Source organism: Flavobacterium sp. ASV13 (assembly GCF_000745775.1).
GTDB lineage: Bacteria > Bacteroidota > Bacteroidia > Flavobacteriales > Flavobacteriaceae > Flavobacterium.
Genome location: NZ_KN050752.1, coordinates 422,135 through 443,280, shown reverse-complemented (window position 1 = coordinate 443,280; position 21,146 = coordinate 422,135). Strand labels below are relative to the sequence as shown.

Here is a 21,146-nt window from a genome sequence, read left to right as displayed (position 1 = left end):
TGCTTTTAGATTAATTGATATTCTGGAAGTTTTGTGATGTAATTAAAAAGTCGGATGACGGCAAAATTGGCGTGCTCTTCTTTTGGGTCAAAATCGTATTTGAGTAAATTCTCCATGTCTTTTTGCATGGAATCGTTTACATCAAATAATAATCGGTTCGACAATTCGGCAATGATTGTTTTGTTGTTTCCATTGGAATCAAAATCAATTTTCACATCGATTTTGTCGAATTCTACTTTTGGTTTTTCATCATCTCCCGTCATTGTATTCAATACTTTCTTCGAAATACTTCTCCCACTGCAAAGCAAATCAGATGTATTATTTCGCTGTAAATAAATTTGAGAAGTCAACCAGGAATTTCCTCCGTCCCAGCCTTTTACATTTACCTGATTGTATAAATCCATTCCTTGTTGCCGAAGAAAAAGCGCTATCATCGCGTCATCAAAATCTTTTACTTCCAATTCATCAATCAACTGAATAATATATACTAATGGATCTTTGATTTTGTTTCCCGAATTCTCTTTGGCATATTCTTCGGTAAAAATTTTTGTCAGCAAAGGTTGGATTTCGAAGTTTTTCTTTCGGAAATAATCGCCATAATAAGTCACTAAATCCTCAGGCGGATTATCATAAATAAACCATTTTAGAATTTTTCTGGTAATGAGATACGGAATGTTTTTTTGTTCGAAAATGATATCAACAAGATCATCGGATTTCCAGTTTCCCGTTTTTCCGAAATACGTTTTATCACTGTTATCTTCAGGAATTTTTCTATAAACGCCTCCTTCATCGCCATAATTTAAACCTGCGAGTGCTTTTGCGCCTTCTTTAATATCATTTTCAGAATAATTTCCAATTCCGATAGTAAATAACTCCAACAATTCCCGACTTAAATTCTCGTTGTATTTGCCTTTTTTATTGTCGACATTGTCTAAATACTTTATCATCGCGTTTGACTTTACGATTTGCTTCGTTAACTCTTTGAAGTTCCCAAAAGCATGTTCGCGCAAAATCATATTGTGCTGATAAATCCAGTAATTGACTTTTACTTTTTGCGAAGTAGAAACAAAGTGATTGTGCCAAAAAACAACCATATTTTCCCGAAGCGGAAATTCATCTGTTCGCATTTTATTAATCCACCATCTTCTTAATTCAATGGCCGAATAAATTTCTTTTTTCAGAATTTTCTTTTTAGCGTCAGAATCAGCATCTTTTATGGCCTGCTTAAATTCTTTTAATTCGATAAGTGTTTTGGGATCGTCTTCTAAAAAAGCTGGAAGTTGTTTATCGAATTTCGAATCATAGGAATGTTTTAGAAATTTCTCTAATCCTAGTTTTTCAATTTTATCAGATTCTTTTCCAGAAAAACCCAATCGTAATGACCAAAGATTGCTTTTTTTCATAATTCAGAAATTATTACAATAAGACTTTCCTTTCTCTTAAAGGTTTAATTAAGAGAAAGATTTTGAGTTACTTAGTTATGAGATGCTAAGTTTTAAAAATCTTTGGTAATAATTAGAACGGGGAATTAATTAGAATATTGTCATTCCTTGTTCTTCGAAATGATAAGAATTGTTGATTAAATTAATGGATATAAAAAAAGCAGCTATCATTACGATAACTGCTTTCTATTAATTAAAGAATAAATCTTTCTTCTTTATTCTATTTTCTGTCTTCTAAAAAAAAATTAAGACCCACACATTTCACAATCCTCAGGATCTGCAGCTTGTGCTTTTAAAAGCATTGCTTTATAATCCTCGACACTGATTGCTTCAGTTTCTGCAACTAATGACGGAGCAGTTTCTTCTTTTTTATCGTTGTTTAATGTGAATTTAATCGCATCTACAGCCGCTTTTGTTCTTAGGTAATACATTCCTGTTTTTAAACCAGATTGCCAAGCGTAGAAATGCATTGACGTCAATTTAGAATAGTTTGCATCCTGCATGAACAAGTTCAACGATTGAGACTGGTCAATGAAATAACCTCTTTGGCGAGACATATCGATAATATCTTTCATCGACATTTCCCAAACTGTTTTATAAAGATCTTTCAAGTCTTGTGGAATCTTATCTATATTTTGAACAGATCCGTTATGACGCATAATTTCTTGTTTCAAATCTTCGTTCCATAAACCTAGTTTTACTAAGTCTTCTAGTAAATGTTTGTTTACTACGATGAACTCTCCAGACAATACACGACGTGTGTAAATGTTTGATGTATAAGGTTCGAAAGCTTCGTTGTTTCCAAGAATCTGAGAAGTCGATGCAGTTGGCATTGGTGCAACTAACAATGAGTTACGAACTCCGTGTTCTACAACTTCTTTTCTTAATGAAGCCCAGTCCCAACGGCCTGATAATTCTTCATCTTTCATTCCCCACATATTGTGTTGGAATTCTCCTTGAGACATTGGCGAACCTTCGAAAGTTGAATATGGACCTTCTTCTTTTGCCATTTCCATAGAAGCGGTTACAGCAGCAAAGTATAAAGTTTCGAAAATCTCTTGGTTTAATTGTTTAGCTTCATCGCTTGTAAACGGCATACGCAACATAATGAAAGCATCAGCCAAACCTTGCACACCTAAACCAACTGGACGATGACGCATGTTAGAATTTTCAGCTTCTTTTACTGGGTAATAGTTTCTGTCAATTACTTTGTTCAAGTTACGAGTTACACGTTTTGTAACGTTATAAAGCGCTTCATGATCAAATTTTCCGTTTTCAATAAACATTGGTAACGAAATAGAAGCTAAGTTACAAACTGCAATTTCATCTTTAGAAGTAAACTCCATAATCTCTGTACACAAGTTAGAAGAACGGATTGTCCCTAAATTCTTGTGGTTCGATTTACGGTTTGCTGCATCTTTGTACAACATATATGGTGTTCCAGTCTCGATTTGAGATTCCAGGATTTTCTCCCATAATTCACGAGCACGGATTGTTTTTCTTCCTTTTCCTCTAAATTCATAATCCGTATATAACGCTTCGAATTCATCTCCGTAAACATCATATAATCCTGGACATTCGTTAGGACACATTAAAGTCCACGTTGAATCTTCCTGAACACGTTTCATGAACAAATCTGAAGTCCACATTGCGAAGAATAAATCTCTCGCACGCATTTCTTCTTTTCCTGTATTTTTCTTTAAATCTAAGAAATCAAAGATATCAGCATGCCAAGTTTCGATGTAAATCGCAAAACTTCCTTTACGTTTTCCACCACCTTGATCTACGTAACGAGCGGTATCATTGAACACTCTCAACATCGGAACAATTCCGTTTGAAGTTCCGTTTGTACCGCGAATGTAAGATCCAGTCGCACGAACGTTATGAATAGACAAACCAATTCCTCCCGCTGATTGTGAAATTTTTGCTGTTTGTTTTAATGTATCATAAATTCCGTCAATACTATCATCCTGCATTGCCAAAAGGAAACAAGAAGACATTTGAGGTTTCGGCGTTCCTGCGTTGAACAACGTTGGCGTTGCATGCGTAAAGAACTTTTTAGACATTAAATCGTAAGTTTCAATTACCGATTTTAAATCGTCTAAGTGAATACCAACAGAAACACGCATCAACATATGTTGTGGTCTTTCTACGATTTTTCCGTTTATTTTAAGAAGATAAGAACGCTCTAAAGTTTTGAAACCAAAGTAATCGTAATTAAAATCTCTTGTGTAAATAATGTGAGAATCTAAAAAAGCAGCATTTTCCTGAATCACTTTAAATACGTCATCTGCAATTAATGGTGCATCTTGACCATTTCTTGGATTTACGTAGTGATACATATCTTTCATCGTTTCTGAGAAAGATTTTTTAGTATTTGAATGCAGATTTGAAATTGCCACACGCGCTGCTAATTGAGCATAATCAGGATGCGCGATAGTCATTGATGCTGCCGTTTCTGCTGCAAGATTATCCAATTCAGAAGTAGAAACCCCATCATACAATCCCTCGATAACTCTCATCGCTACCTTAACCGGATCTACGAGCTCATTCAAGCCGTAACACAATTTTTTGATTCTTTCTGTAATCTTATCAAACATTACGGGCTCTCTGTGGCCATCTCTTTTTACTACATACATAAGCTTACCTTTTATAGTTATTGAAAAAATGAAAGTAACTAGAAAACGAATTCCAGTCCCTAAACATTGCGTGTTTTTAAATTATTTTTCGAGAATTACAGGATTCTCAATAGTTGCCCTTTTCCAATTTGAATATCAAACCGAAAAGCCGTTAAAATTGCTATTAAATCTCCGATTTGGGTGATAGAGATCTAACCTAATAAATGTTCTGTAAATATTAATTATGGCTTTAGATAAAATCGGCCAGAATTAAAAATGCTGTTGTTCTAAAAATCTGCGTCAAATGAAATTTTTTGAGCATCGCTGTCTGTGTTCATCACACCCGATTTTTGATACTCGGCAACACGTTTTTCAAAGAAATTAGTTTTTCCCTGAAGAGAGATCATGTCCATGAAATCAAACGGATTCGCTGATCCATACACACGCTCACAACCTAATTCTACTAGTAATCTGTCAGCAACAAATTCCAAGTATTGCGTCATTAAAGTCGCGTTCATACCAATTAAACTTACCGGAAGCGATTCTGTTACAAATTGTCTTTCGATATCAAGAGCATCAACAATGATTTCTTTGATTCTGTCTTTTGGCACTTTGTTTATCAAATGATGATTATGCAAATGAACCGCAAAATCACAATGCACGCCTTCGTCACGAGAAATCAACTCATTAGAGAAAGTCAAACCTGGCATTAAACCACGTTTTTTCAACCAATAAATTGAACAGAAAGCTCCTGAGAAAAAGATTCCTTCAACAGCTGCAAAAGCAATAAGTCTTTCAGCAAATGAATCAGACTCGATCCATTTTAAAGCCCATTCTGCTTTTTTAGCAATTGCAGGGAAAACTTCCAAAGCATTGAATAATTCCGCTTTTTCAGCTTCGTCTTTCACGTAAGTATCAATCAATAAAGAATACGTTTCACTATGAATGTTTTCCATCATGATTTGGAAACCATAGAAAAACTTCGCTTCTGCGTATTGAACTTCGTTTACAAAATTCTCAGCAAGATTTTCATTTACGATTCCGTCAGAAGCTGCAAAGAACGCAAGGATATGTTTGATGAAATATCTTTCATCATCATTTAATTTGTTATTCCAGTCTGTCAAATCCTGGTGCAAGTCGATTTCTTCCGCAGTCCAAAAACTAGCTTCCATCTTTTTGTACCATTCCCAAATATCATGATGTTTAATTGGAAAAATAACGAAACGATTTTTATTTTCTTGTAATATTGGTTCGACTTGTGACATGACAATTTTTGTTTAATTTTTATACTGAAACTTTACTAATTCAGTAGACTACAAAGATTGTCAATTATCGCTAAAAATGAAAGTCAAACTTATTCACAATTCGACGTAGTTTTTAACAACGGCCAAAATTTGAAATGATTTTCATACAATAATTAATTTATTGCAAATGAACACTTTAAAAGCACAAATAGCATCTTGAAGTCCCGTAGAATATAGACTTTTTGAAATAAAAAGCAAGAAATTTTAAATAGTTTTTAAAAGTTTTTTTTGAGTCAAAACTTTATTTTTTTGAGTTAAATCACGCCCTCGCAAAAGGGTATTTTTTACACTTGATTTTTTACGAGTTCTTAAGTTCCTCAGCAACTTTTTCAAGTTCCAAATACCAATCTTCACCAAAGCGGCGAATCAAAGCTTCTTTAACAAATTTGTAAACCGGAACTTCTAATTCTTTACCTAAAGAACAGGCATCATCGCAAATATCCCATTTATCGTAATTCACCGCAGCAAATTCTGTAAAGTCTTTCACACGGATTGGATATAAATGGCACGAAACTGGTTTTTTCCAGTCTACGATTCCTTGATTATAAGCTTGCTCGATACCGCAAAGTGCCGTTTTTCCATCAAAAATAACATACGCACAATCTTTATTGTCAATAAGAGGAGTTTCAAGATCCCCGTCTGTTCCTTTTACCCAAGTTCCTTGGGCTTCAATTGCAGCAATTCCTTCTTTTCGTAAAAAGGGTTTTACTTTCGGATAAATCTCTTCCAGGATTTTAGTTTCAGCTTCATTCAAAGGCGCGCCTGCATCTCCGTCGACGCAACAAGCCCCTTTGCATGCTGATAAATTACAAACAAATTCTTTTTCGAGGATATCCTCTGATACTATGGTTTTTCCTAATTGAAACATTTTGCAAAGGTAGCTAAAGATTCAGGAAATAAAAACCGCTCATCAATATATGTTCACAAACCTAACTAATTTAGAATGTTACCATTTTATCTACATAAATTTATAGTCCGATTTATTAAATGTGTAAGCACTTTTTTCTAAACTTAAACATTTCATAGTGGTTACTTTTCTGCTTTTTAAATCCTTCATTGTCATATCCATTAATAAGGTACGATCTTCGGGTTTAAAATAATTCGATAATCCTTCGGGCATTTTCCAGCCTTTTTGGTTTTTGAACATATCGCCAAAGCTCACTTTTGCCTCGCTCGTGTAATAACAAATAATATCATATTCATCACTTGTCATCTGAATTCCTTTGCAGTTGTAACCTAAAAAAGTTTTGTTTGGAAGTGTCTTATAAGTGAATTTTGATTTCTCTCCTTCTTTTTTCGCCATTTCTGTATAATCAGGCATTTTTGACGCTGATGCCATTTTTTCCTTTCCGTTTCCAAAAGCAGTTACCGTAATACTGTTTTTAGAATCCATAATCATGAACATATCCTGACCTTGTCCCTGAGAAATATTCATTCCGAAATAAGCCGCATTAGGTTCCAGCAAATAATTTGCATTCATAGCTTTTCCTTCATCAGTTTTAATTTCCATTATATATTTCCAACTAAAATTATAGGAATTTGGTACAACCGAGGGATCAACTTTGTTTTTACCGTAACTTAAAACAGCATTTTCCATATTTACATTTTGATCAGCAGCTCCACTACCATTTTGGCTTTTTTGTTGCGCTGCTTTTTTAATTTGTTGCCAGATTTGGGCTTGTGAACTATTGGACGAAAACAACAGACACAAGAAAACTATAACAAACATCATCTTTTTCATAATCTTTCCTTTTTAAGTTATAACAAATTTAATGATTGATTTTCAGTAAGTTATATTTTTTAACGTTTGATTTTATATACCTTGTTCAGACCAACAATAAAATAAATCAAGTTCAAAAACAAACCGTCCTTTTTTATTGATATCAATAATTTTAGCATCATAATGTTATAAATATCACACTTTACACATTTAAACAATGTTTTTATAACAAAAATACAATCTGTGAAAAAATCACCTAACTTTATTACCTACTTTTGCACCAAATTATTAATCGCTTAAAATCAGAGCTATATGTTAGAAATTGACTTTAAAGAAATTATTACGGTTGGAATGGTACTTTTTGCAGTAATCGATATTGTAGGATCAATTCCGATTATTGTCAATTTACGAGCAAAAGTTGGACATATCGACTCAGAAAAAGCTTCATTAGTTGCAGGCATGATTATGATTGTTTTTCTATTTGTTGGAGAAGGATTATTGAATTTAATCGGCATCGACGTACATTCATTTGCTGTTGCTGGATCTTTTGTATTATTTTTTCTTGCTTTGGAAATGATTTTAGGAATCCGAATATATCGCGATGAAGAACCAGGATCTGCTTCAATTGTTCCTTTGGCATTTCCACTTATTGCTGGGGCCGGAACCATGACGACTTTATTATCACTTCGATCTCAATTTCACACCATCAATATTATTATCGCCATTTTACTAAATATTATACTGGTTTACATTGTTTTAAAATCGTCTAAGAAAATTGAAACGTTATTGGGTGAAAACGGTCTGGGCGTGGTCCGCAAGACATTTGGGGTCATACTTTTAGCGATTGCTGTTAAATTATTCGCTGCTAATGTTAAAGGTTTGTTTGTCTAACATTTATTTTTATACTTTTACCCCATAAAATTTCTAAAAACAAAACTTTAAGCTCTTTTTAAAAAGTTTTGCCTTGATTATTTTAAACAAAAACAACCAGATGAAAATTTTTACTTCAATATTAGTCCTTTTGGCATTAGCTTTAATTGTTTTTAATATTACGCTATTAGACTTTAAAAACCCTTTTCAGGGTGACAGCATGGTAGCTTTTATTGGAATCGTCGCTTCTTTCTGCGCCGTATTAATTCTTTTGATTTTTAGAATTTCAAAAAGAATTGAAGAAAAAACAAACGGCAGATAATAATGTTTGACGTTTTAATTATTGGCGGAGGCGTATCAGGAATGTCTTGTGCGCTCGTTTTAGGCTCTGCTAAAAATAAAGCTTTTGTTACCGATAAGAAAATCGGAATTTTTACACATCAAAAGAATTCTTCTCTACAAGAGGCAATTTTCTACAATGCTTATGGCATTACACCAGGAAAATTAGGCTCTGAATTACTTACAGAAAGTACGCAGGATTTAGCAACTACTTATCCGCATATTGCTCAAATTCCAAATGAAAAGGTAATTAAAGTTGAAGGGCAATTTCCTGAATTCACTGTAACAACAAATAAAAACTCTTATAAAACAAAAAATATCGTTGTCGGAATTGGTTCTGCCAATACTTTTGACATTGAGGGTTTAATGCAGTTTGTTGAACCTCATAAAAAAGCACTTCCAGAAAAACAACGAATTCAGCTCAAAAACGAAGATCATAAAGTCGCTGAAGGCATTTATGTAATTGGAACTTTAGCGGGCTGGAGAAGTCAATTAGCCATTGCTGCCGGAAGCGGTGCCGCTGTTGCTACAGATATTCTTACTTTATGGAATAATGGTGTGCAAACTCATGCGCACGATAGCATTCGATAATTTTTTTTCACCATTAAGAGATTAAGAAAATTAAGCTCTCTTTGTTGTACAAATTTAATTTAAAAGTTCATTAAGAATAAAATACAAAACCATTAAGAAGTTAAGAAAACAAGCTATAAAGCTTAACAAACTTAACCTCTTAATGGTTTAAAATTTTATAATGCTATTATTTCACCGAAATTATCTGCGTAACCTTAATATGGTTTTCGTCTTCACTTTTCCAGAATTCTCCTTTTACTGAAACTTCATCACCAATTTTTACTTGTTTGTAATTTTGTGGTCCACCAACATTTACGATACTGATAGTCGCAAAATAAACTTCTTTTTGAGCTGTGTTGATTTTTGCTGTGTAGCCATCTTTACCGCCTTCAATTGATTCTACTTTTCCTGAAACTGTCTTACTACCGTCTTTGGCAGTTGCGCAAGAGATTATAAAAGTCATTACAACCAGAAGAAAGCTTATTCTTTTTAAATTTTTCATATTTTGATTTTATTTAACCGCAAAGTACGCTAAGAATTACGCAAGGATTGCTAAGTCTAATTTTATGTTACTATTAAATTTCTTTTCAAAATTTATGCCAATGGAACACAGCTTCCAGCAACAACTTTTAGATTTTCATTAAATTGTTTCCAAACCCTGATATATTTTAAAGCACCATTTATTGAAGTATTACCATAAGTCCCTTTTAATGAAACCACTACAGTTACAACAGCTATATCATCAATTATATTAATAATTTGATCCGAAGCTTCTAATGATTCGACTTGCATTTTTCCCGAACGATAAGAATCTAAATCGAACTCTTTTGTAATTGTATTTCCGTCGGGTAAATTGAAAAGCAAATCGTCGTGAAGGATTTTTTCTAAAGTGGAAACATCAGCATTTTTAATTGCGGTCAAAAGTTCGATTTCAGCATTTACAACGGCTTCTGTTTTCATACTTTAAAAATTTTAGGATTATTTTTTTGAACTTAAAACCGACTTAATCATGGCATCGTCTTTTAAAACTACATTATAATAATATATTTCACCAAATAATTGTCGGGCAAATTCAGCTGTGATATAGCGATTTACTAACGTTTTTGTTTTATCCAATTTTAAATCCAAACCAGTTATCGCAACGTAGTTTTTAAATTTTTTGAAATAAACATCAGAAGTTTTCATTTCGTTTAAAAACTCATTAAAATGAAGTCCGGCAAATGCTTTTCTGTTTTTATCTAATTCCTCAAAAACAAAATGGCCTACAATTCCGGTTTGCAATAAATACGCAACATTTTCATTTCCATGTTCTGCTTCCATCGGAACAAAAACATCTGGAACGATTCCGCCGCCGCCGTAAACAATTTTTCCTTTTGGAGTTTTGAATTTCAAAGAATCCGCCACTTTGATGCTGTCTTTTGCATAAAGTTCCCCCGATTTAATTCTGGATTCTGATTCTTTAAAATATTCTTCATTTCCTTTTTTATACGGCTTTTGAATCGATCTTCCGGTTGGCGTATAATAACGCGCCACAGTCAATCTTACCGCTGATCCGTCATTAAAATCCATTTCACGCTGTACCAAACCTTTTCCAAAAGAACGGCGTCCCACAATAATACCACGGTCGCTATCCTGAATTGCACCTGCTAAAATTTCACTAGCTGAAGCGCTGTTTTCATTTATTAGAATATATACTTTTCCGGTTTCAAAACTTCCTGCTTTTGTTGCGTATGTTTTTTCAGTAGTACCATTTTTATTTTTTGTAAAAACAATCAACTGTTTGTCTTTCAAAAATTCATCAGCGATTGCTACTGCTTCTTCCATATAACCGCCGCCGTTGTCACGAAGATCAATTATCAGTGACTGAATTCCACTTTGTTTTAATCTTGTTAAACCGGATTTGAATTCATTATAAGTCGTTTCGGCAAATCGGTTGATTTTGATATAGCCTGTATTATTTCCTAGCAAAACAGAGACATCAACGCTTTTTATCGGAATAACATCTCTTCGTACTTTAAATTTCAGTTTCTTTTGTTCCGATTTTCTAAAAACGGTAAGCTCAATTTCAGAACCCTGAAGTCCTTTTAATTTGGAAAACAAACTATCAGAAGGCAATTTTCGTCCAAATAATTTTGTTTTTCCGGCAAATAAAATTCGATCCCCAGATTTTATTCCTGCTTTTGCCGATGGCCCATTTTCTATTGGTTTTATAATCGCAACTGAATCTTTATACATATAAAAATTAATTCCGATTCCAACAAAATCGCCTTTCATGCTTTCAGCAACTTCGGCTTGTTCGCTTGGCGGAATATAAACAGAATGCGGATCTAATTTGGAAAGAATATTATCAACTGTAAGATTTACAATTGAGTCTGTATTGATGCTGTCGACATATTCATTATTTATAAAATCGATCAGTTTATTTAATTTGGTTTTAGAGTAATTTTTAGCCAAAAGCTGATCATCTGCGGGAGCATTCATCAAGCTTCCGAGCACAGTTCCAAGAGCAAAAGTTGCTCCAATGACAATTGGCAAATATTTTGGATTAAATTTCATTACTCTTCTAAAACAGGAATATGTTCGACTTCAATACCTGCTTTTATTAAAAATTGAATTCCAGAATCATCACGATATCCATCTTTGTACACCACTCTTTTTATTCCCGACTGATGTATTAATTTACTACATTCTTTACAAGGCGAAAGTGTGATATATAAAGTTGCACCTTCGCAAGATTGTGTCGACCGTGCTACTTTCAAAATTGCATTTGCCTCGGCATGCAATACATCCCAACGGGTTAATCCGTCTTCATCTTCGCAGCAATTTTCAAATCCTGACGGCGTACCATTGTATCCATCAGAGATAATCATTCGGTCTTTTACGATAATAGCGCCTACTTGTTTGCGTTTGCAATAAGAAAGCAAACTCCATTCTTTTGCAATTCTCAAATAAGCTTTATCGTATTTGTTTAATTTTTTTATTTCCATTTATTTTATCTGTTCCAAATAGGGCTTTCAATAATCATTGGAATCACAACTCCAACAATAAAAGCCGACATTACAAGTGCCCAATCGCGTTTTGAAAAACGAAATACCGTTTGCACTATATATGATAGTACCAAAACTACAAAAACTACAACTAACTGCGCTGCTTCGATTCCTAACGCAAATTCCCCTAAAGGTACTAATTTTGACGTTGCGGTACCACCTAAAATTGTTTTAAAATAATTTGAGAATCCAAGTCCGTGAATTATTCCAAAAAACAACGTGACCATAAAAATTAAATTTACGCCTTCATTTTTAGTAGCTTTTCCTGCCGTAAATAAGTGATATAAAGCGGTTATCAAAATGGTAATCGGAATTAAAAATTCGACTAAATTCACTTTGACAGCAATTATTCCGAAAACGGAAAGTATTAAAGCTAAAGTATGACCAATTGTGAAAACAGAAACCAACAACAAAATGCGTTTCCAGTCTTTAAATGAATACGGAACTGTTAGTGCGATTAAAAAAAGAACGTGATCGTAGGCGTGGATATCTAAAACGTGTTTTAATCCTATCTGAAAATAAATCCAAAATTCTGACATAGGGGTTGTAATATTAAATGATTAGGGGATGTAAACTTACGATTTATTTTGAAAATGTCGTGAAGTCCTCCTCTAAAACAACGCAGAAAAATAAGTTAAATTTTATGAGAAATTTAAAATTATAAATTAAAATAACTTTTATCTTTGTTTAACAAAAATCTTAATTAATTATGTCATTTTCAGAATTATTTGATAGCGAATTCAAGCAAAGAAACAAAGGGCACTTTTCAGCTATCGTTCGTGTAGCGTTAGCAGATGGAGTTGTTTATCCAGAAGAAAAAGCCTTCTTAGACAAACTTGCTTCTCGTTTAGAAATTACAGAATCGGAATACGAAGAAATTCTTAGCGATCCATTAAAATATCCTATCAACCCTCCTTATTCATATGTTCAGCGTTTAGAGCGTTTATATGATTTAACAAGAATGGTACATGTTGATCATCATCTTGAAGACAAACAAGAAGTATTGTTAAAAAAGATAAGTGTTGCGCTAGGATTCACGCCAAGCAACGTAGATTATATCATTGCAAAAGCATTGTCATTAGTTGACCAAAAAGTTGACGGCGACACTTTTATCTATGAAATGCAGCACATGCATAAATAATAGTTTTTCAGTTTTCGGTCGTAGTTTATAGTTACATAATCGAAAAATTGAAATACATTTTAAATTAAAACCCCGACAGATTTCAAAAATCTTTCGGGGTTTTTCATAAAATTGAATTGTGCATTAATCTTTAATTAATTTCAAATTCAATTTTCCGTATTGATTTTGAGAATCATTTGCGGTAATTTCATAAGTATAGCTTCCTTTTTCTAGTGGTGTTTCTCCAACATAATCAATAGGCTGTAATGTATAAGTTTTCCCGTCAATTTGTAATTCAACAAATGCGTAGCTATACGCAACCGAAAAACCTTTATATTTTGTCTTCTGTCCAGAATTTACATTCTCAAAATTCACATTACCAGTTGTAGTATTTACTGTAATATTTTGAAAATTGAATTTACTGGCATTCGACAATCGAATTCTTAACTCAGACGAATCTTCATTAGAAGAACGAGATGACGAATCATCACTAGAACAGCCAAATAAAGCAAAAACCAAGACAACTAAAACAAATATATTTTTCATAAGTCTATTTTATTTAATAGATATTGAAAACACAAAAAGGTTGCGTAAAATAATCGTATCGCTATTCAACCTCGGCCATAAATTCTTCGGCTTTTTCAACCATATTTTTGCTTCCGCAGAAAAACGGAACTCTTTGGTGCAATTCTGTCGGCTGGATTTCCATAATTCTTCCAAAACCGTCTGTGGCTTTTCCTCCCGCCTGCTCTGCAATAAATGCCATCGGATTACATTCATATAACAAACGTAGTTTCCCTTTTGGTGCTTTTGAACTTGTCGGATAAATATAAACGCCGCCTTTAATCATGTTTCGGTGAAAATCGGCTACTAAACTTCCTATATATCTAGAAGTATACGGTCTGTCCTCTTCTTCACGTTGACAATATTTGATGTAATTTTTTACTCCTTGCGGAAAATGAACATAATTTCCTTCGTTTACCGAATAGATATTTCCGTTTTCCGGAAACTTCATATTTGGATGCGAAAGATAAAATGTACCAATTGCCGGATTCAATGTAAAACCATTTACTCCATGTCCAGTTGTATAAACCAGCATTGTCGAAGTTCCATAAATTACATAACCTGCTGCCACTTGATTGATTCCCGGTTGTAAAAAATCCTCGCTTGTTACCGGGGTTCCTATTGGTGTAATTCTTCTGAAAACAGAAAAAATCGTTCCTACAGAAACATTTACATCAATGTTTGAAGATCCGTCAAGCGGATCCATTAAGATCACGTACTTATTATTATGACTGTTGTCGCTCCCCTGAACAGTTATAAAATCGTCGTTTTCTTCTGAAGCAATACCACAGACAATCTCACGGTTTATTAACGTCTGGATAAATACTTCGTTGGCATACACATCTAATTTTTGCTGGTCTTCACCTTGAATATTCTGTTCGCCTGCGGCGCCAATAATATCCACAAGTCCTGCCTGGTTAACTTTATAGTTCACGACTTTTGCCGCCAAACGTATAGAGTTGATAATCCGGGAAAGTTCTCCCGACGAATACTGAAATGCTTTTTGGTTCTCAATAATAAACTCTCCCAGTGTTTTATTGCGTTCTTCCATTGCTATATCGTTATAGTTTTAATTTAAAGTCACAAATATCGCTTATTTTGTGAGAATGATTTAAAAATTATTTTGTTAGTTTGCTACTATTGTATATTTGCTAATTAATAGCAAAAAGTACCTTATAAATAAATGCTTTTTTAGCTAATAAACACTTAATAATACGAATAAATGAATATTAGAAAAGGAAATCCCGAAGACATGAAATCGGTTTTAGGATTAATTCAGGAGCTGGCAATATTCGAAAAAGAACCGGAAGCTGTCGTAATTACAGAAGAAGATTTAGTTCGTGACGGATTTGGAGAAAAACCGCTTTTTCAGGTTTTTGTTGCCGAAATTGAAAGTGATTCAGAAGAAAGTAAAAACGGAAAAGAAATAGTTGGAATTGCATTGTACTATTACCGCTACTCTACCTGGAAAGGAAAAACGATACATCTTGAAGATTTGATTGTAAAAGAAAAAATGCGCGGTACAGGTTTGGGATCGGCGCTTTATGCTGAAATCATGAAACAAGGAAAAAAAGATGGTGTTCGAAGAGTTGAATGGAATGTTCTGGCATGGAATACACCTGCAGTTAATTTTTACAAGAATTCTGGCGCAAGAATTCTGGAAGACTGGCAAGTTGTTCAAATGGACGAAGCTGGAGTTAATTCGTTTCTAGAAAAATTATAAAAACAAAAAACATAGGATTTCGCCTCAAATCTGAAATCTAAAAACTAAAAATCTATAAATTAATAATGAGAGTATTTAAATTTGGAGGAGCATCGGTAAAAGATGCAGATGGAATTAAAAACGTATACGACGTTTTACAAAAAGTAGGTTATGAAGACGTAATTCTTGTAGTTTCGGCTATGGGAAAAACAACAAATGCTCTTGAAGTTGTAATAAAGAATTATTTTGATAAATCGGCAGAATTAAATTCTTCTGTTCAGGAAATAAAAAAATACCACAATCAAATATTATTGGATTTATTTGAAGATGAAAATCATCAGGTTTTTGCAGCTGTAAATGAGCAATTTTCTGAACTTGAGTATTTTTTAGCACACAATAAATCACCAAATTATAACTTTGTTTACGATCAAATTGTAAGTTTTGGAGAATTGATTTCTACAAATATTTTAAGTCACTACATGAATTTCAGAGGAATTCAGACACAATGGCTTGATGTTCGCAATTTCATTAAAACCAATGCAAACTATAGAGATGCTGAAGTAGATTGGGAAGCAACTCAACAAAACATCAGCAAAAATGTTCCAAGAAAACAGCTAAACATTACACAAGGATTTTTAGGTGCTGACGAAAACAATTTTACTACAACTCTTGGTCGTGAAGGTTCTGATTATACTGCCGGAATTTTTGCTTATTGCTTAAATGCTGAAAGCGTAACGATCTGGAAAGATGTTCCTGGGGTTATGAATGCCGATCCTCGTTATTTTGAAAATGCTAGTTTGTTAAATCAAATTTCGTATCGTGAAGCTATCGAATTGGCTTTTTACGGAGCTACAGTAATTCACCCAAAAACATTACAACCGTTACAGAAAAAAGAAATTCCGCTATACGTAAAATCATTCATTAATCCTTTATTAAAAGGAACTTGCGTTTCTAAAGGTGTTGACTTAGAGCCTCAGTATCCATGTTTTATCGTAAAAAGAGAACAACTTTTAATTTCGCTTTCTTCAATTGATTTTTCTTTCATTATGGAAGAAAACATTAGCGAGATTTTTGGTTTATTCCACGAATTTAAAATCAAAGTGAATTTGATTCAGAATTCTGCAATTAGTTTCTCTGTTTGTGTGGAAGATAAATTTGGAAATTTCAATGATTTGAATGCAATTCTTTCGAAAAAATTCAAAGTTGATTACAGCGAAAATGTAACCTTATATACAATACGTCACTTTACGGAACAAGCTGCCGAAACGGTTGAAAAAGATAAAGAAGTTTTATTGAAACAAGTTAGCCGCGAAACCATGCAAATTGTGACTAAAGAGCTAAATTAATATTGCTTTATAAAAGGTAATTATTTCAATTCAAATATATTTTCAAAAAGGCTTCACTTAATTAGTGGAGCCTTTTTTATATATTCTTCACTTTTCGACACTCTTTCTTCTATTCTTTCCTCGTATTAAATTTATCAACAGAAAATTACTACATTTATCAAAAATATAAAACCTATTAACTATCAAATAATTTTAAACCCAAACAATATATTATGTATAAAAGTGTAAAAATCATGACGTGGGTTGTTGTAGCTATTATGATGCTTAATGCCAATCAACATTTTCTTTCAGACAAAATGTTCGCTAACATGATGCTTTTATTGTTAGCAGCTTTCATCATAAATATAATTGGTTTGAGTCTCAAAAAAGATTAACCAAAAAACAAAGAGAATAGTAATAATCTAAAAAACTTAAAATGACCAAGAAGAACTTTTTACTTGTTTTTATTATTCTTAGTTTATTATACATCGGTATATCTTTAAGTCCGTTGCTTACAAAAAACGTCAAAGACATTTCTTACTCCGATTTTAGATTAGTGATTGGTCCTTTTCTCGCTACAATTGGAATTCTCATTACTTATACACAGCTAAAAGAAGGAAAAACGAATAAGTAATAACGATCTTTCTACTAATTCCTGATATGGAAAATCAAGAACCATCCGAAAAAGAAAAAAACAATTGGCATAACGATCCTAATAATTGGGTTTGGGGAATGTTTTATTATAACCCAGAAGACAAAAGGATGTTTCCTCCTAAAAGAATAAAAGAATTTGGCTGGACTATTAATTTTGCAAATCCTAATTCGGTGTTTATTTGTGTTATTCTTATTCTTGTTTTAATGGTTATTTCAGAAAGCATCAAGTAATTTACCTCGCTCTATTATTCTCCGTCTGCTCAACTTCTGATTTTTTATAAGTCGTTTTTTTAGAATCTCCGAAATTGTATGTTGCAATTAATTTAAAATAATCGGTACTATACGTTCGGTGATAATAAATCTGAGTCTGTCCAACATTATAATCGCCAGAAACCATAAACTTATGAAAGATGTCGTTTGCGGTAAAATTGAGCTTTAATGCATCTTTAAAAAAGTTTCTCTCTATTCCTAAAGTTACAGTCGAGCGACTGTTTTCGCTTCCTAATCCATAACTTCTATCACTTAAATACCAGGCCAAAAGCTGCAATTTAAAAAGCTTAGGAATCGTAAATGTATTATTAGTATATAAATAAATCTGAGGTTCTACGGGACTAAAAGCAAATGCATAATAATTGTCTACCGATTTCTGCCAGGTAATACTTGCTGTGTTAACAGAATTCCACCATTTGATGTTGAAAGATCTGGAAAGCGAAGTAAAAAAAGTATGCCCTTTTTCAAGATTCAGCGCTCTTAAAATATAGCTATTTGGTGTATCACCACGCAAAGCCGCCGCAGAAATCGGATCAATTTTATAAGTGTAGCCAACTTTAAAATCGAACTTTTTGTACATCGCTCCTATTTCAAAAGCATGTGTTTTTTCTGGAAGAAGATTCGGATTTCCTTCAATCGTCGTAAACGGATCTTGATAAATCACATACGGATTTAAAGCCTGGTATCTCGGTCTTGTAATTCTGGAAACATAAGAAAAATGTCCTTTCCAATCTTCTGAAAGATCAAAATTTAAAAGTGCGTTTGGAAAAAAATTACTGTACGATTTCTCAAATTTCTGAATTCCGTTGGCATTTGTGAATAAATCATAACTTGTTTTTTCGGCTCTTACGCCAAGAGAAAAATTGACTTTTTCGTTTAATGTTCCAATATAATTAAAGTAAGAAGCCGCAATTTTTTCATTGTATTCAAAATCACTCGAAAGCGCATCGTCCAGCTCAAAATTTACATTATCAGCTGCAATCAGGAAATCTGTTCCTGAATTTATTGTGGCATGACTCAACTTGGCTCCTACTTCAAGTTTTGTTTTTTCATTAATTTTCTTCGAATAATCGGCTTGAACTGCGATTATATTGATTCGACTTCCCACATTATTCTTCAAATCTCTTTCAGAATCGGTTTGTTCTACCAAACTGCTTTCTTCAATAAAATCTCTTATAGTTTGATTGTAATTTGAAAATTGTGACCCTATAAACAGTGTAGAACCTTTATCGGTTGTCCAGTTATAATTCAAATTAATAAACTGGTTTAACAAAACATCGTTTCGGTCAACATCTGTAGCATAAAAACTAATTCCTGAATTGTTGGTTATGGAATTCCTGCTTTCTGTAATTCCGCCTAAATCATTCACGTTTCCGCTATACGCCAATGAAATATAATTATTTGGAAAAAAACTATATTGAAGTCCGAATCCGAAATTAGAATAATTATTAAATCTTCTTTTCCAATCAGTTGTCAATTCAGATTTCATAAAATCATCAGGATTTGGGCGAGTTCTGGTAGTGTACAGCAACTCGCGGTTTCTTCCTAACTGCAAACCGTAATTGGTTATAAAAGAAAACTTTCCTTTAGAATAATTAAAATCAAAAAGCGTGTTATAAAGTGTTCCGCCAAATTTAGAAACTGTTATGTGCTGATTGACAGTACCCATTATACCGCTTTCAACATTTTGCTTTGTAATAATATTGATGACAGCTTTTCCTTCTGCATCGTATCTTGCAGACGGATTGGAAATGACTTCGATCTTCTGAATTTGTGAAACCGGAATTGCCGCAAACCTTTCGTAATTAATCAAAACTCCGTTGAGATAAATAATGGCTTCTCCTTTTCCAACAATGCTGATTTCTCCGTCGGCAACCACAACATTTGGCACTCTTCCCAACAATTCGTTTACCGAACTGCTCGTTGCGAGAACCGTTCCGTTTACATTGACATCGATATTTCCGTTGGCTCCATATTTTAATAATGACGGATTGCTTTTCACCACAACCTCATTTAACTGATTATTATTTTCTGAGACTATAATTGAGCCTAAATCAATGTTTGATGAATTTGAAAATTTTATGCTCAAAAATTGATCTGCAAATTCTACCGAAGTCAATTTCAGAATAATTTCATTTTGGTTGATATCTGATAATTGAAAGACCCCATCTAAGAAATCCTGTTGTTTGATAATTACAGAATCGCGAACAGAAAAAACAGACGCATTTCCCATCATCAATTCATTGTTTCGATTGACAACTTTGCCTGAAATTTTTTGGATTGACTGCGCGTTTGAAGCCACAGAATTAAAAAGAAAAAAACAAACATAAATAGAAACCAGAATTAGAAACCTCATAAAATTTAGGGATTAAGATTTGACTTTTGCAGCAACAAAAGTCAGTTCTAAATCACGAAATGAGGTAATCGAAAGTTAAATCAGGAGTACGGATTTATAAATCGACACTCTGTTTTACGGTTGTAAAGCCTGAAGCTGATAATTTAGAGGCGTTGTTCCGGTATGTTTTTTAAAGGCCGCAAAAAATGTCGACTTCGAATTAAAACCAACATCGTAACCAACAGATTCTAAAGTCAGTTTATCATTTGAAGTAATAATTTTACAAGCTTCATTTATTCTAAATTCATTTACAAAACTGGTAAAATTCTTTCCCAGATTATTATTTAAAAACTGTGATAATTGATGACTTGAGATATTAATTTCCCGCGACAACTCCTGTAAATTCAAATTTGGATTTTTATACAAACCTTTTTCATTCATTATATTTTCTAATTTTTCAGAAATAAAAACGGCTTCGCCTGCATCTATTTTTTTTCCGGAAACCTTCTGACTATTCAACAGAAACAAATCGTCGGTTTTTTTTCGGTATAAAAGAATAGAAATGATTAGATACAAAATAAAAGAAAAAACAACAGCGCCACTTATATAAGTTGCTGCCGGAGCACCCATAATCGCTAAAAAGTAAAAAAGAAATAATAAAAAATTTCCGAGAAAAAGAGTTCCAAACCACATTTCAGACGGACTGGTTTTTTCTTTTGCATTGAAAATTTTCTTTAAAACAGTACGAATTGTAAATCCTGAAAAAATAATATATACAAACCACTGAAAGTAAATCATTCTAATAAAATAGAAACTCCAAAGCGTTGTATGAGTTTGGTACGGATATAGTATTCCGGCACCAACAATCAGGATTCCCCAAAAAAGGAGCATCATTTTCCAGGATTTTGGCATTATGTTGATTTCTTCAACCGCCGATCTTAGAAAATAATACAAACACGGACCAATAAAAAAACAAGCAGTAAGCCCTAACTGCAAATACATTTTTGGCAGTTCGGGATGAAAATAAACAAAAACAGATTTTCCAATTCGTATGCTTAATGCAAACAAAAGTGCACCAAGGAAATAATTTGTGAGGTATTTTTTCTTTGTAAAAAAGAAAAAATAAACTCCCAAAATAATTCCGTTGAAAGATCCCAAAGCGCTAAAAAAAAATAAGAGTTCTTTGCTGGTATCCATAATTTAAGTTCGTTATATCTTGAGCAAAGCTAAAAAAAAGATTGATTTATGATGAGAATTATACTTCAA

23 protein-coding genes are annotated in these 21,146 nt (G+C 33.1%); 9 read left to right on the top strand and 14 right to left on the bottom strand.

The features are described 5' to 3' along the window. Positions 1 to 5: 5 nt before the first annotated feature. From GQ47_RS22520 to GQ47_RS22500, 5 genes are all read right to left on the bottom strand, one after another. Positions 6 to 1,403 (bottom strand): DUF1800 domain-containing protein, encoded by a 1,398-nt coding sequence (locus tag GQ47_RS22520; protein ID WP_035653386.1) that lies wholly within the window; start codon positions 1,401 to 1,403, stop codon positions 6 to 8. Between the two features lie 284 nt (positions 1,404 to 1,687). Then, the gene (locus GQ47_RS22515; protein ID WP_035653384.1) at positions 1,688 to 4,081 is read right to left on the bottom strand and encodes a ribonucleoside-diphosphate reductase subunit alpha; all 2,394 of its coding nucleotides are present in this window, start codon (positions 4,079 to 4,081) and stop codon (positions 1,688 to 1,690) included. A gap of 266 nt (positions 4,082 to 4,347) precedes the next feature. After that, entirely contained in the window at positions 4,348 to 5,325 is a 978-nt protein-coding gene (locus GQ47_RS22510; RefSeq protein ID WP_035653382.1) for a ribonucleotide-diphosphate reductase subunit beta, read from the bottom strand. Positions 5,326 to 5,662: 337 nt separating this feature from the next. Continuing rightward, positions 5,663 to 6,232, bottom strand: coding sequence for a DUF3109 family protein (locus GQ47_RS22505; protein ID WP_026728413.1), 570 nt, complete (start codon positions 6,230 to 6,232; stop codon positions 5,663 to 5,665). A gap of 90 nt (positions 6,233 to 6,322) precedes the next feature. Continuing rightward, positions 6,323 to 7,105: a DUF4412 domain-containing protein gene (locus GQ47_RS22500; RefSeq protein WP_152561080.1), complete on the bottom strand. Its 783-nt coding sequence runs from the start codon at positions 7,103 to 7,105 to the stop codon at positions 6,323 to 6,325. Positions 7,106 to 7,396: 291 nt separating this feature from the next. Here GQ47_RS22500 and GQ47_RS22495 point away from each other — a divergent pair, with 291 nt between their 5' ends. The 3 genes from GQ47_RS22495 to GQ47_RS22485 all read left to right on the top strand — a co-directional run bounded on the left by GQ47_RS22495 (position 7,397) and on the right by GQ47_RS22485 (position 8,884). Continuing rightward, positions 7,397 to 7,975, top strand: a complete 579-nt coding sequence (locus GQ47_RS22495; RefSeq protein ID WP_035653377.1) for a MarC family protein — start codon at positions 7,397 to 7,399, stop codon at positions 7,973 to 7,975. A gap of 100 nt (positions 7,976 to 8,075) precedes the next feature. After that, positions 8,076 to 8,276, top strand: a complete 201-nt coding sequence (locus GQ47_RS22490) for a hypothetical protein (protein WP_035653375.1) — start codon at positions 8,076 to 8,078, stop codon at positions 8,274 to 8,276. A 2-nt stretch (positions 8,277 to 8,278) separates the two neighbouring features. Then, positions 8,279 to 8,884: an FAD-dependent oxidoreductase gene (locus tag GQ47_RS22485; RefSeq protein WP_035653372.1), complete on the top strand. Its 606-nt coding sequence runs from the start codon at positions 8,279 to 8,281 to the stop codon at positions 8,882 to 8,884. A 166-nt stretch (positions 8,885 to 9,050) separates the two neighbouring features. Here the strand turns inward: GQ47_RS22485 and GQ47_RS22480 are convergent, their stop codons facing one another. From GQ47_RS22480 to GQ47_RS22460, 5 genes are all read right to left on the bottom strand, one after another. Next, positions 9,051 to 9,365, bottom strand: coding sequence for a hypothetical protein (locus tag GQ47_RS22480; RefSeq protein WP_035653369.1), 315 nt, complete (start codon positions 9,363 to 9,365; stop codon positions 9,051 to 9,053). A gap of 92 nt (positions 9,366 to 9,457) precedes the next feature. Next, positions 9,458 to 9,823: a nuclear transport factor 2 family protein gene (locus GQ47_RS22475; RefSeq protein WP_035653367.1), complete on the bottom strand. Its 366-nt coding sequence runs from the start codon at positions 9,821 to 9,823 to the stop codon at positions 9,458 to 9,460. An 18-nt stretch (positions 9,824 to 9,841) separates the two neighbouring features. Continuing rightward, complete coding sequence (locus tag GQ47_RS22470) at positions 9,842 to 11,419, bottom strand: S41 family peptidase (RefSeq protein ID WP_035653365.1); 1,578 nt, start codon at positions 11,417 to 11,419, stop codon at positions 9,842 to 9,844. After that, a complete protein-coding gene (locus GQ47_RS22465; RefSeq protein ID WP_035653364.1) occupies positions 11,419 to 11,850 on the bottom strand; it encodes a deoxycytidylate deaminase in 432 nt (143 codons plus the stop codon). Before GQ47_RS22465 ends, GQ47_RS22470 begins: the two co-directional genes overlap by 1 nt. A gap of 5 nt (positions 11,851 to 11,855) precedes the next feature. Further along, on the bottom strand, positions 11,856 to 12,449 hold the full coding sequence (locus tag GQ47_RS22460) for a HupE/UreJ family protein (RefSeq protein WP_035653361.1): 594 nt from the start codon (positions 12,447 to 12,449) through the stop codon (positions 11,856 to 11,858). 170 nt (positions 12,450 to 12,619) lie between these two features. Between GQ47_RS22460 and GQ47_RS22455 the strand changes: the two genes are divergently transcribed. After that, complete coding sequence (locus GQ47_RS22455; RefSeq protein ID WP_035653359.1) at positions 12,620 to 13,051, top strand: TerB family tellurite resistance protein; 432 nt, start codon at positions 12,620 to 12,622, stop codon at positions 13,049 to 13,051. Positions 13,052 to 13,174: 123 nt separating this feature from the next. On the opposite strand, the gene GQ47_RS22450 is transcribed toward GQ47_RS22455, so the two are convergent. Further along, a complete protein-coding gene (locus GQ47_RS22450) occupies positions 13,175 to 13,576 on the bottom strand; it encodes a hypothetical protein (RefSeq protein ID WP_035653358.1) in 402 nt (133 codons plus the stop codon). A 61-nt stretch (positions 13,577 to 13,637) separates the two neighbouring features. Continuing rightward, on the bottom strand, positions 13,638 to 14,645 hold the full coding sequence (gene fbp, locus GQ47_RS22445; RefSeq protein ID WP_035653356.1) for a class 1 fructose-bisphosphatase: 1,008 nt from the start codon (positions 14,643 to 14,645) through the stop codon (positions 13,638 to 13,640). A gap of 171 nt (positions 14,646 to 14,816) precedes the next feature. Between fbp and GQ47_RS22440 the strand changes: the two genes are divergently transcribed. From GQ47_RS22440 to GQ47_RS22430, 5 genes are all read left to right on the top strand, one after another. Continuing rightward, positions 14,817 to 15,317, top strand: a complete 501-nt coding sequence (locus GQ47_RS22440; protein WP_035653354.1) for a GNAT family N-acetyltransferase — start codon at positions 14,817 to 14,819, stop codon at positions 15,315 to 15,317. Positions 15,318 to 15,382: 65 nt separating this feature from the next. Then, positions 15,383 to 16,642 carry an aspartate kinase gene (locus tag GQ47_RS22435; RefSeq protein WP_035653351.1) on the top strand — a complete coding sequence of 420 codons (1,260 nt, stop codon included), beginning with the start codon at positions 15,383 to 15,385 and terminating at the stop codon, positions 16,640 to 16,642. Between the two features lie 212 nt (positions 16,643 to 16,854). Continuing rightward, on the top strand, positions 16,855 to 17,016 hold the full coding sequence (locus tag GQ47_RS23685) for a hypothetical protein (protein WP_193745240.1): 162 nt from the start codon (positions 16,855 to 16,857) through the stop codon (positions 17,014 to 17,016). Positions 17,017 to 17,057: 41 nt separating this feature from the next. Further along, positions 17,058 to 17,255, top strand: a complete 198-nt coding sequence (locus GQ47_RS23525) for a hypothetical protein (protein ID WP_152561079.1) — start codon at positions 17,058 to 17,060, stop codon at positions 17,253 to 17,255. A 26-nt stretch (positions 17,256 to 17,281) separates the two neighbouring features. Next, positions 17,282 to 17,506: a DUF5808 domain-containing protein gene (locus GQ47_RS22430; RefSeq protein ID WP_035653349.1), complete on the top strand. Its 225-nt coding sequence runs from the start codon at positions 17,282 to 17,284 to the stop codon at positions 17,504 to 17,506. 1 nt (position 17,507) lies between these two features. On the opposite strand, the gene GQ47_RS22425 is transcribed toward GQ47_RS22430, so the two are convergent. Both GQ47_RS22425 and GQ47_RS22420 read right to left on the bottom strand, forming a co-directional pair. Beyond that, on the bottom strand, positions 17,508 to 19,901 hold the full coding sequence (locus GQ47_RS22425) for a TonB-dependent receptor domain-containing protein (RefSeq protein ID WP_035653348.1): 2,394 nt from the start codon (positions 19,899 to 19,901) through the stop codon (positions 17,508 to 17,510). A 114-nt stretch (positions 19,902 to 20,015) separates the two neighbouring features. Next, complete coding sequence (locus GQ47_RS22420) at positions 20,016 to 21,077, bottom strand: helix-turn-helix domain-containing protein (RefSeq protein WP_035653346.1); 1,062 nt, start codon at positions 21,075 to 21,077, stop codon at positions 20,016 to 20,018. Positions 21,078 to 21,146: the final 69 nt, after the last annotated feature.

Bases quoted from the DNA above. Each gene is read 5' to 3' on its own strand.
- GQ47_RS23685 (WP_193745240.1), top strand. From the start codon at position 16,855: ATGTATAAAAGTGTAAAAATCATGACGTGGGTTGTTGTAGCTATTATG.
- GQ47_RS22435 (WP_035653351.1), top strand. From the start codon at position 15,383: ATGAGAGTATTTAAATTTGGAGGAGCATCGGTAAAAGATGCAGATGGA.
- GQ47_RS22495 (WP_035653377.1), top strand. From the start codon at position 7,397: ATGTTAGAAATTGACTTTAAAGAAATTATTACGGTTGGAATGGTACTT.
- GQ47_RS22420 (WP_035653346.1), bottom strand. From the start codon at position 21,077: ATGGATACCAGCAAAGAACTCTTATTTTTTTTTAGCGCTTTGGGATCT.
- GQ47_RS22460 (WP_035653361.1), bottom strand. From the start codon at position 12,449: ATGTCAGAATTTTGGATTTATTTTCAGATAGGATTAAAACACGTTTTA.
- GQ47_RS22430 (WP_035653349.1), top strand. From the start codon at position 17,282: ATGGAAAATCAAGAACCATCCGAAAAAGAAAAAAACAATTGGCATAAC.
- GQ47_RS22505 (WP_026728413.1), bottom strand. From the start codon at position 6,232: ATGTTTCAATTAGGAAAAACCATAGTATCAGAGGATATCCTCGAAAAA.
- GQ47_RS22455 (WP_035653359.1), top strand. From the start codon at position 12,620: ATGTCATTTTCAGAATTATTTGATAGCGAATTCAAGCAAAGAAACAAA.
- GQ47_RS22440 (WP_035653354.1), top strand. From the start codon at position 14,817: ATGAATATTAGAAAAGGAAATCCCGAAGACATGAAATCGGTTTTAGGA.
- GQ47_RS22515 (WP_035653384.1), bottom strand. From the start codon at position 4,081: ATGTATGTAGTAAAAAGAGATGGCCACAGAGAGCCCGTAATGTTTGAT.
- GQ47_RS22510 (WP_035653382.1), bottom strand. From the start codon at position 5,325: ATGTCACAAGTCGAACCAATATTACAAGAAAATAAAAATCGTTTCGTT.
- GQ47_RS22465 (WP_035653364.1), bottom strand. From the start codon at position 11,850: ATGGAAATAAAAAAATTAAACAAATACGATAAAGCTTATTTGAGAATT.
- GQ47_RS22450 (WP_035653358.1), bottom strand. From the start codon at position 13,576: ATGAAAAATATATTTGTTTTAGTTGTCTTGGTTTTTGCTTTATTTGGC.
- GQ47_RS22470 (WP_035653365.1), bottom strand. From the start codon at position 11,419: ATGAAATTTAATCCAAAATATTTGCCAATTGTCATTGGAGCAACTTTT.
- GQ47_RS22520 (WP_035653386.1), bottom strand. From the start codon at position 1,403: ATGAAAAAAAGCAATCTTTGGTCATTACGATTGGGTTTTTCTGGAAAA.
- GQ47_RS23525 (WP_152561079.1), top strand. From the start codon at position 17,058: ATGACCAAGAAGAACTTTTTACTTGTTTTTATTATTCTTAGTTTATTA.
- GQ47_RS22475 (WP_035653367.1), bottom strand. From the start codon at position 9,823: ATGAAAACAGAAGCCGTTGTAAATGCTGAAATCGAACTTTTGACCGCA.
- GQ47_RS22485 (WP_035653372.1), top strand. From the start codon at position 8,279: ATGTTTGACGTTTTAATTATTGGCGGAGGCGTATCAGGAATGTCTTGT.
- GQ47_RS22490 (WP_035653375.1), top strand. From the start codon at position 8,076: ATGAAAATTTTTACTTCAATATTAGTCCTTTTGGCATTAGCTTTAATT.
- fbp (WP_035653356.1), bottom strand. From the start codon at position 14,645: ATGGAAGAACGCAATAAAACACTGGGAGAGTTTATTATTGAGAACCAA.
- GQ47_RS22500 (WP_152561080.1), bottom strand. From the start codon at position 7,105: ATGAAAAAGATGATGTTTGTTATAGTTTTCTTGTGTCTGTTGTTTTCG.
- GQ47_RS22480 (WP_035653369.1), bottom strand. From the start codon at position 9,365: ATGAAAAATTTAAAAAGAATAAGCTTTCTTCTGGTTGTAATGACTTTT.
- GQ47_RS22425 (WP_035653348.1), bottom strand. From the start codon at position 19,901: ATGAGGTTTCTAATTCTGGTTTCTATTTATGTTTGTTTTTTTCTTTTT.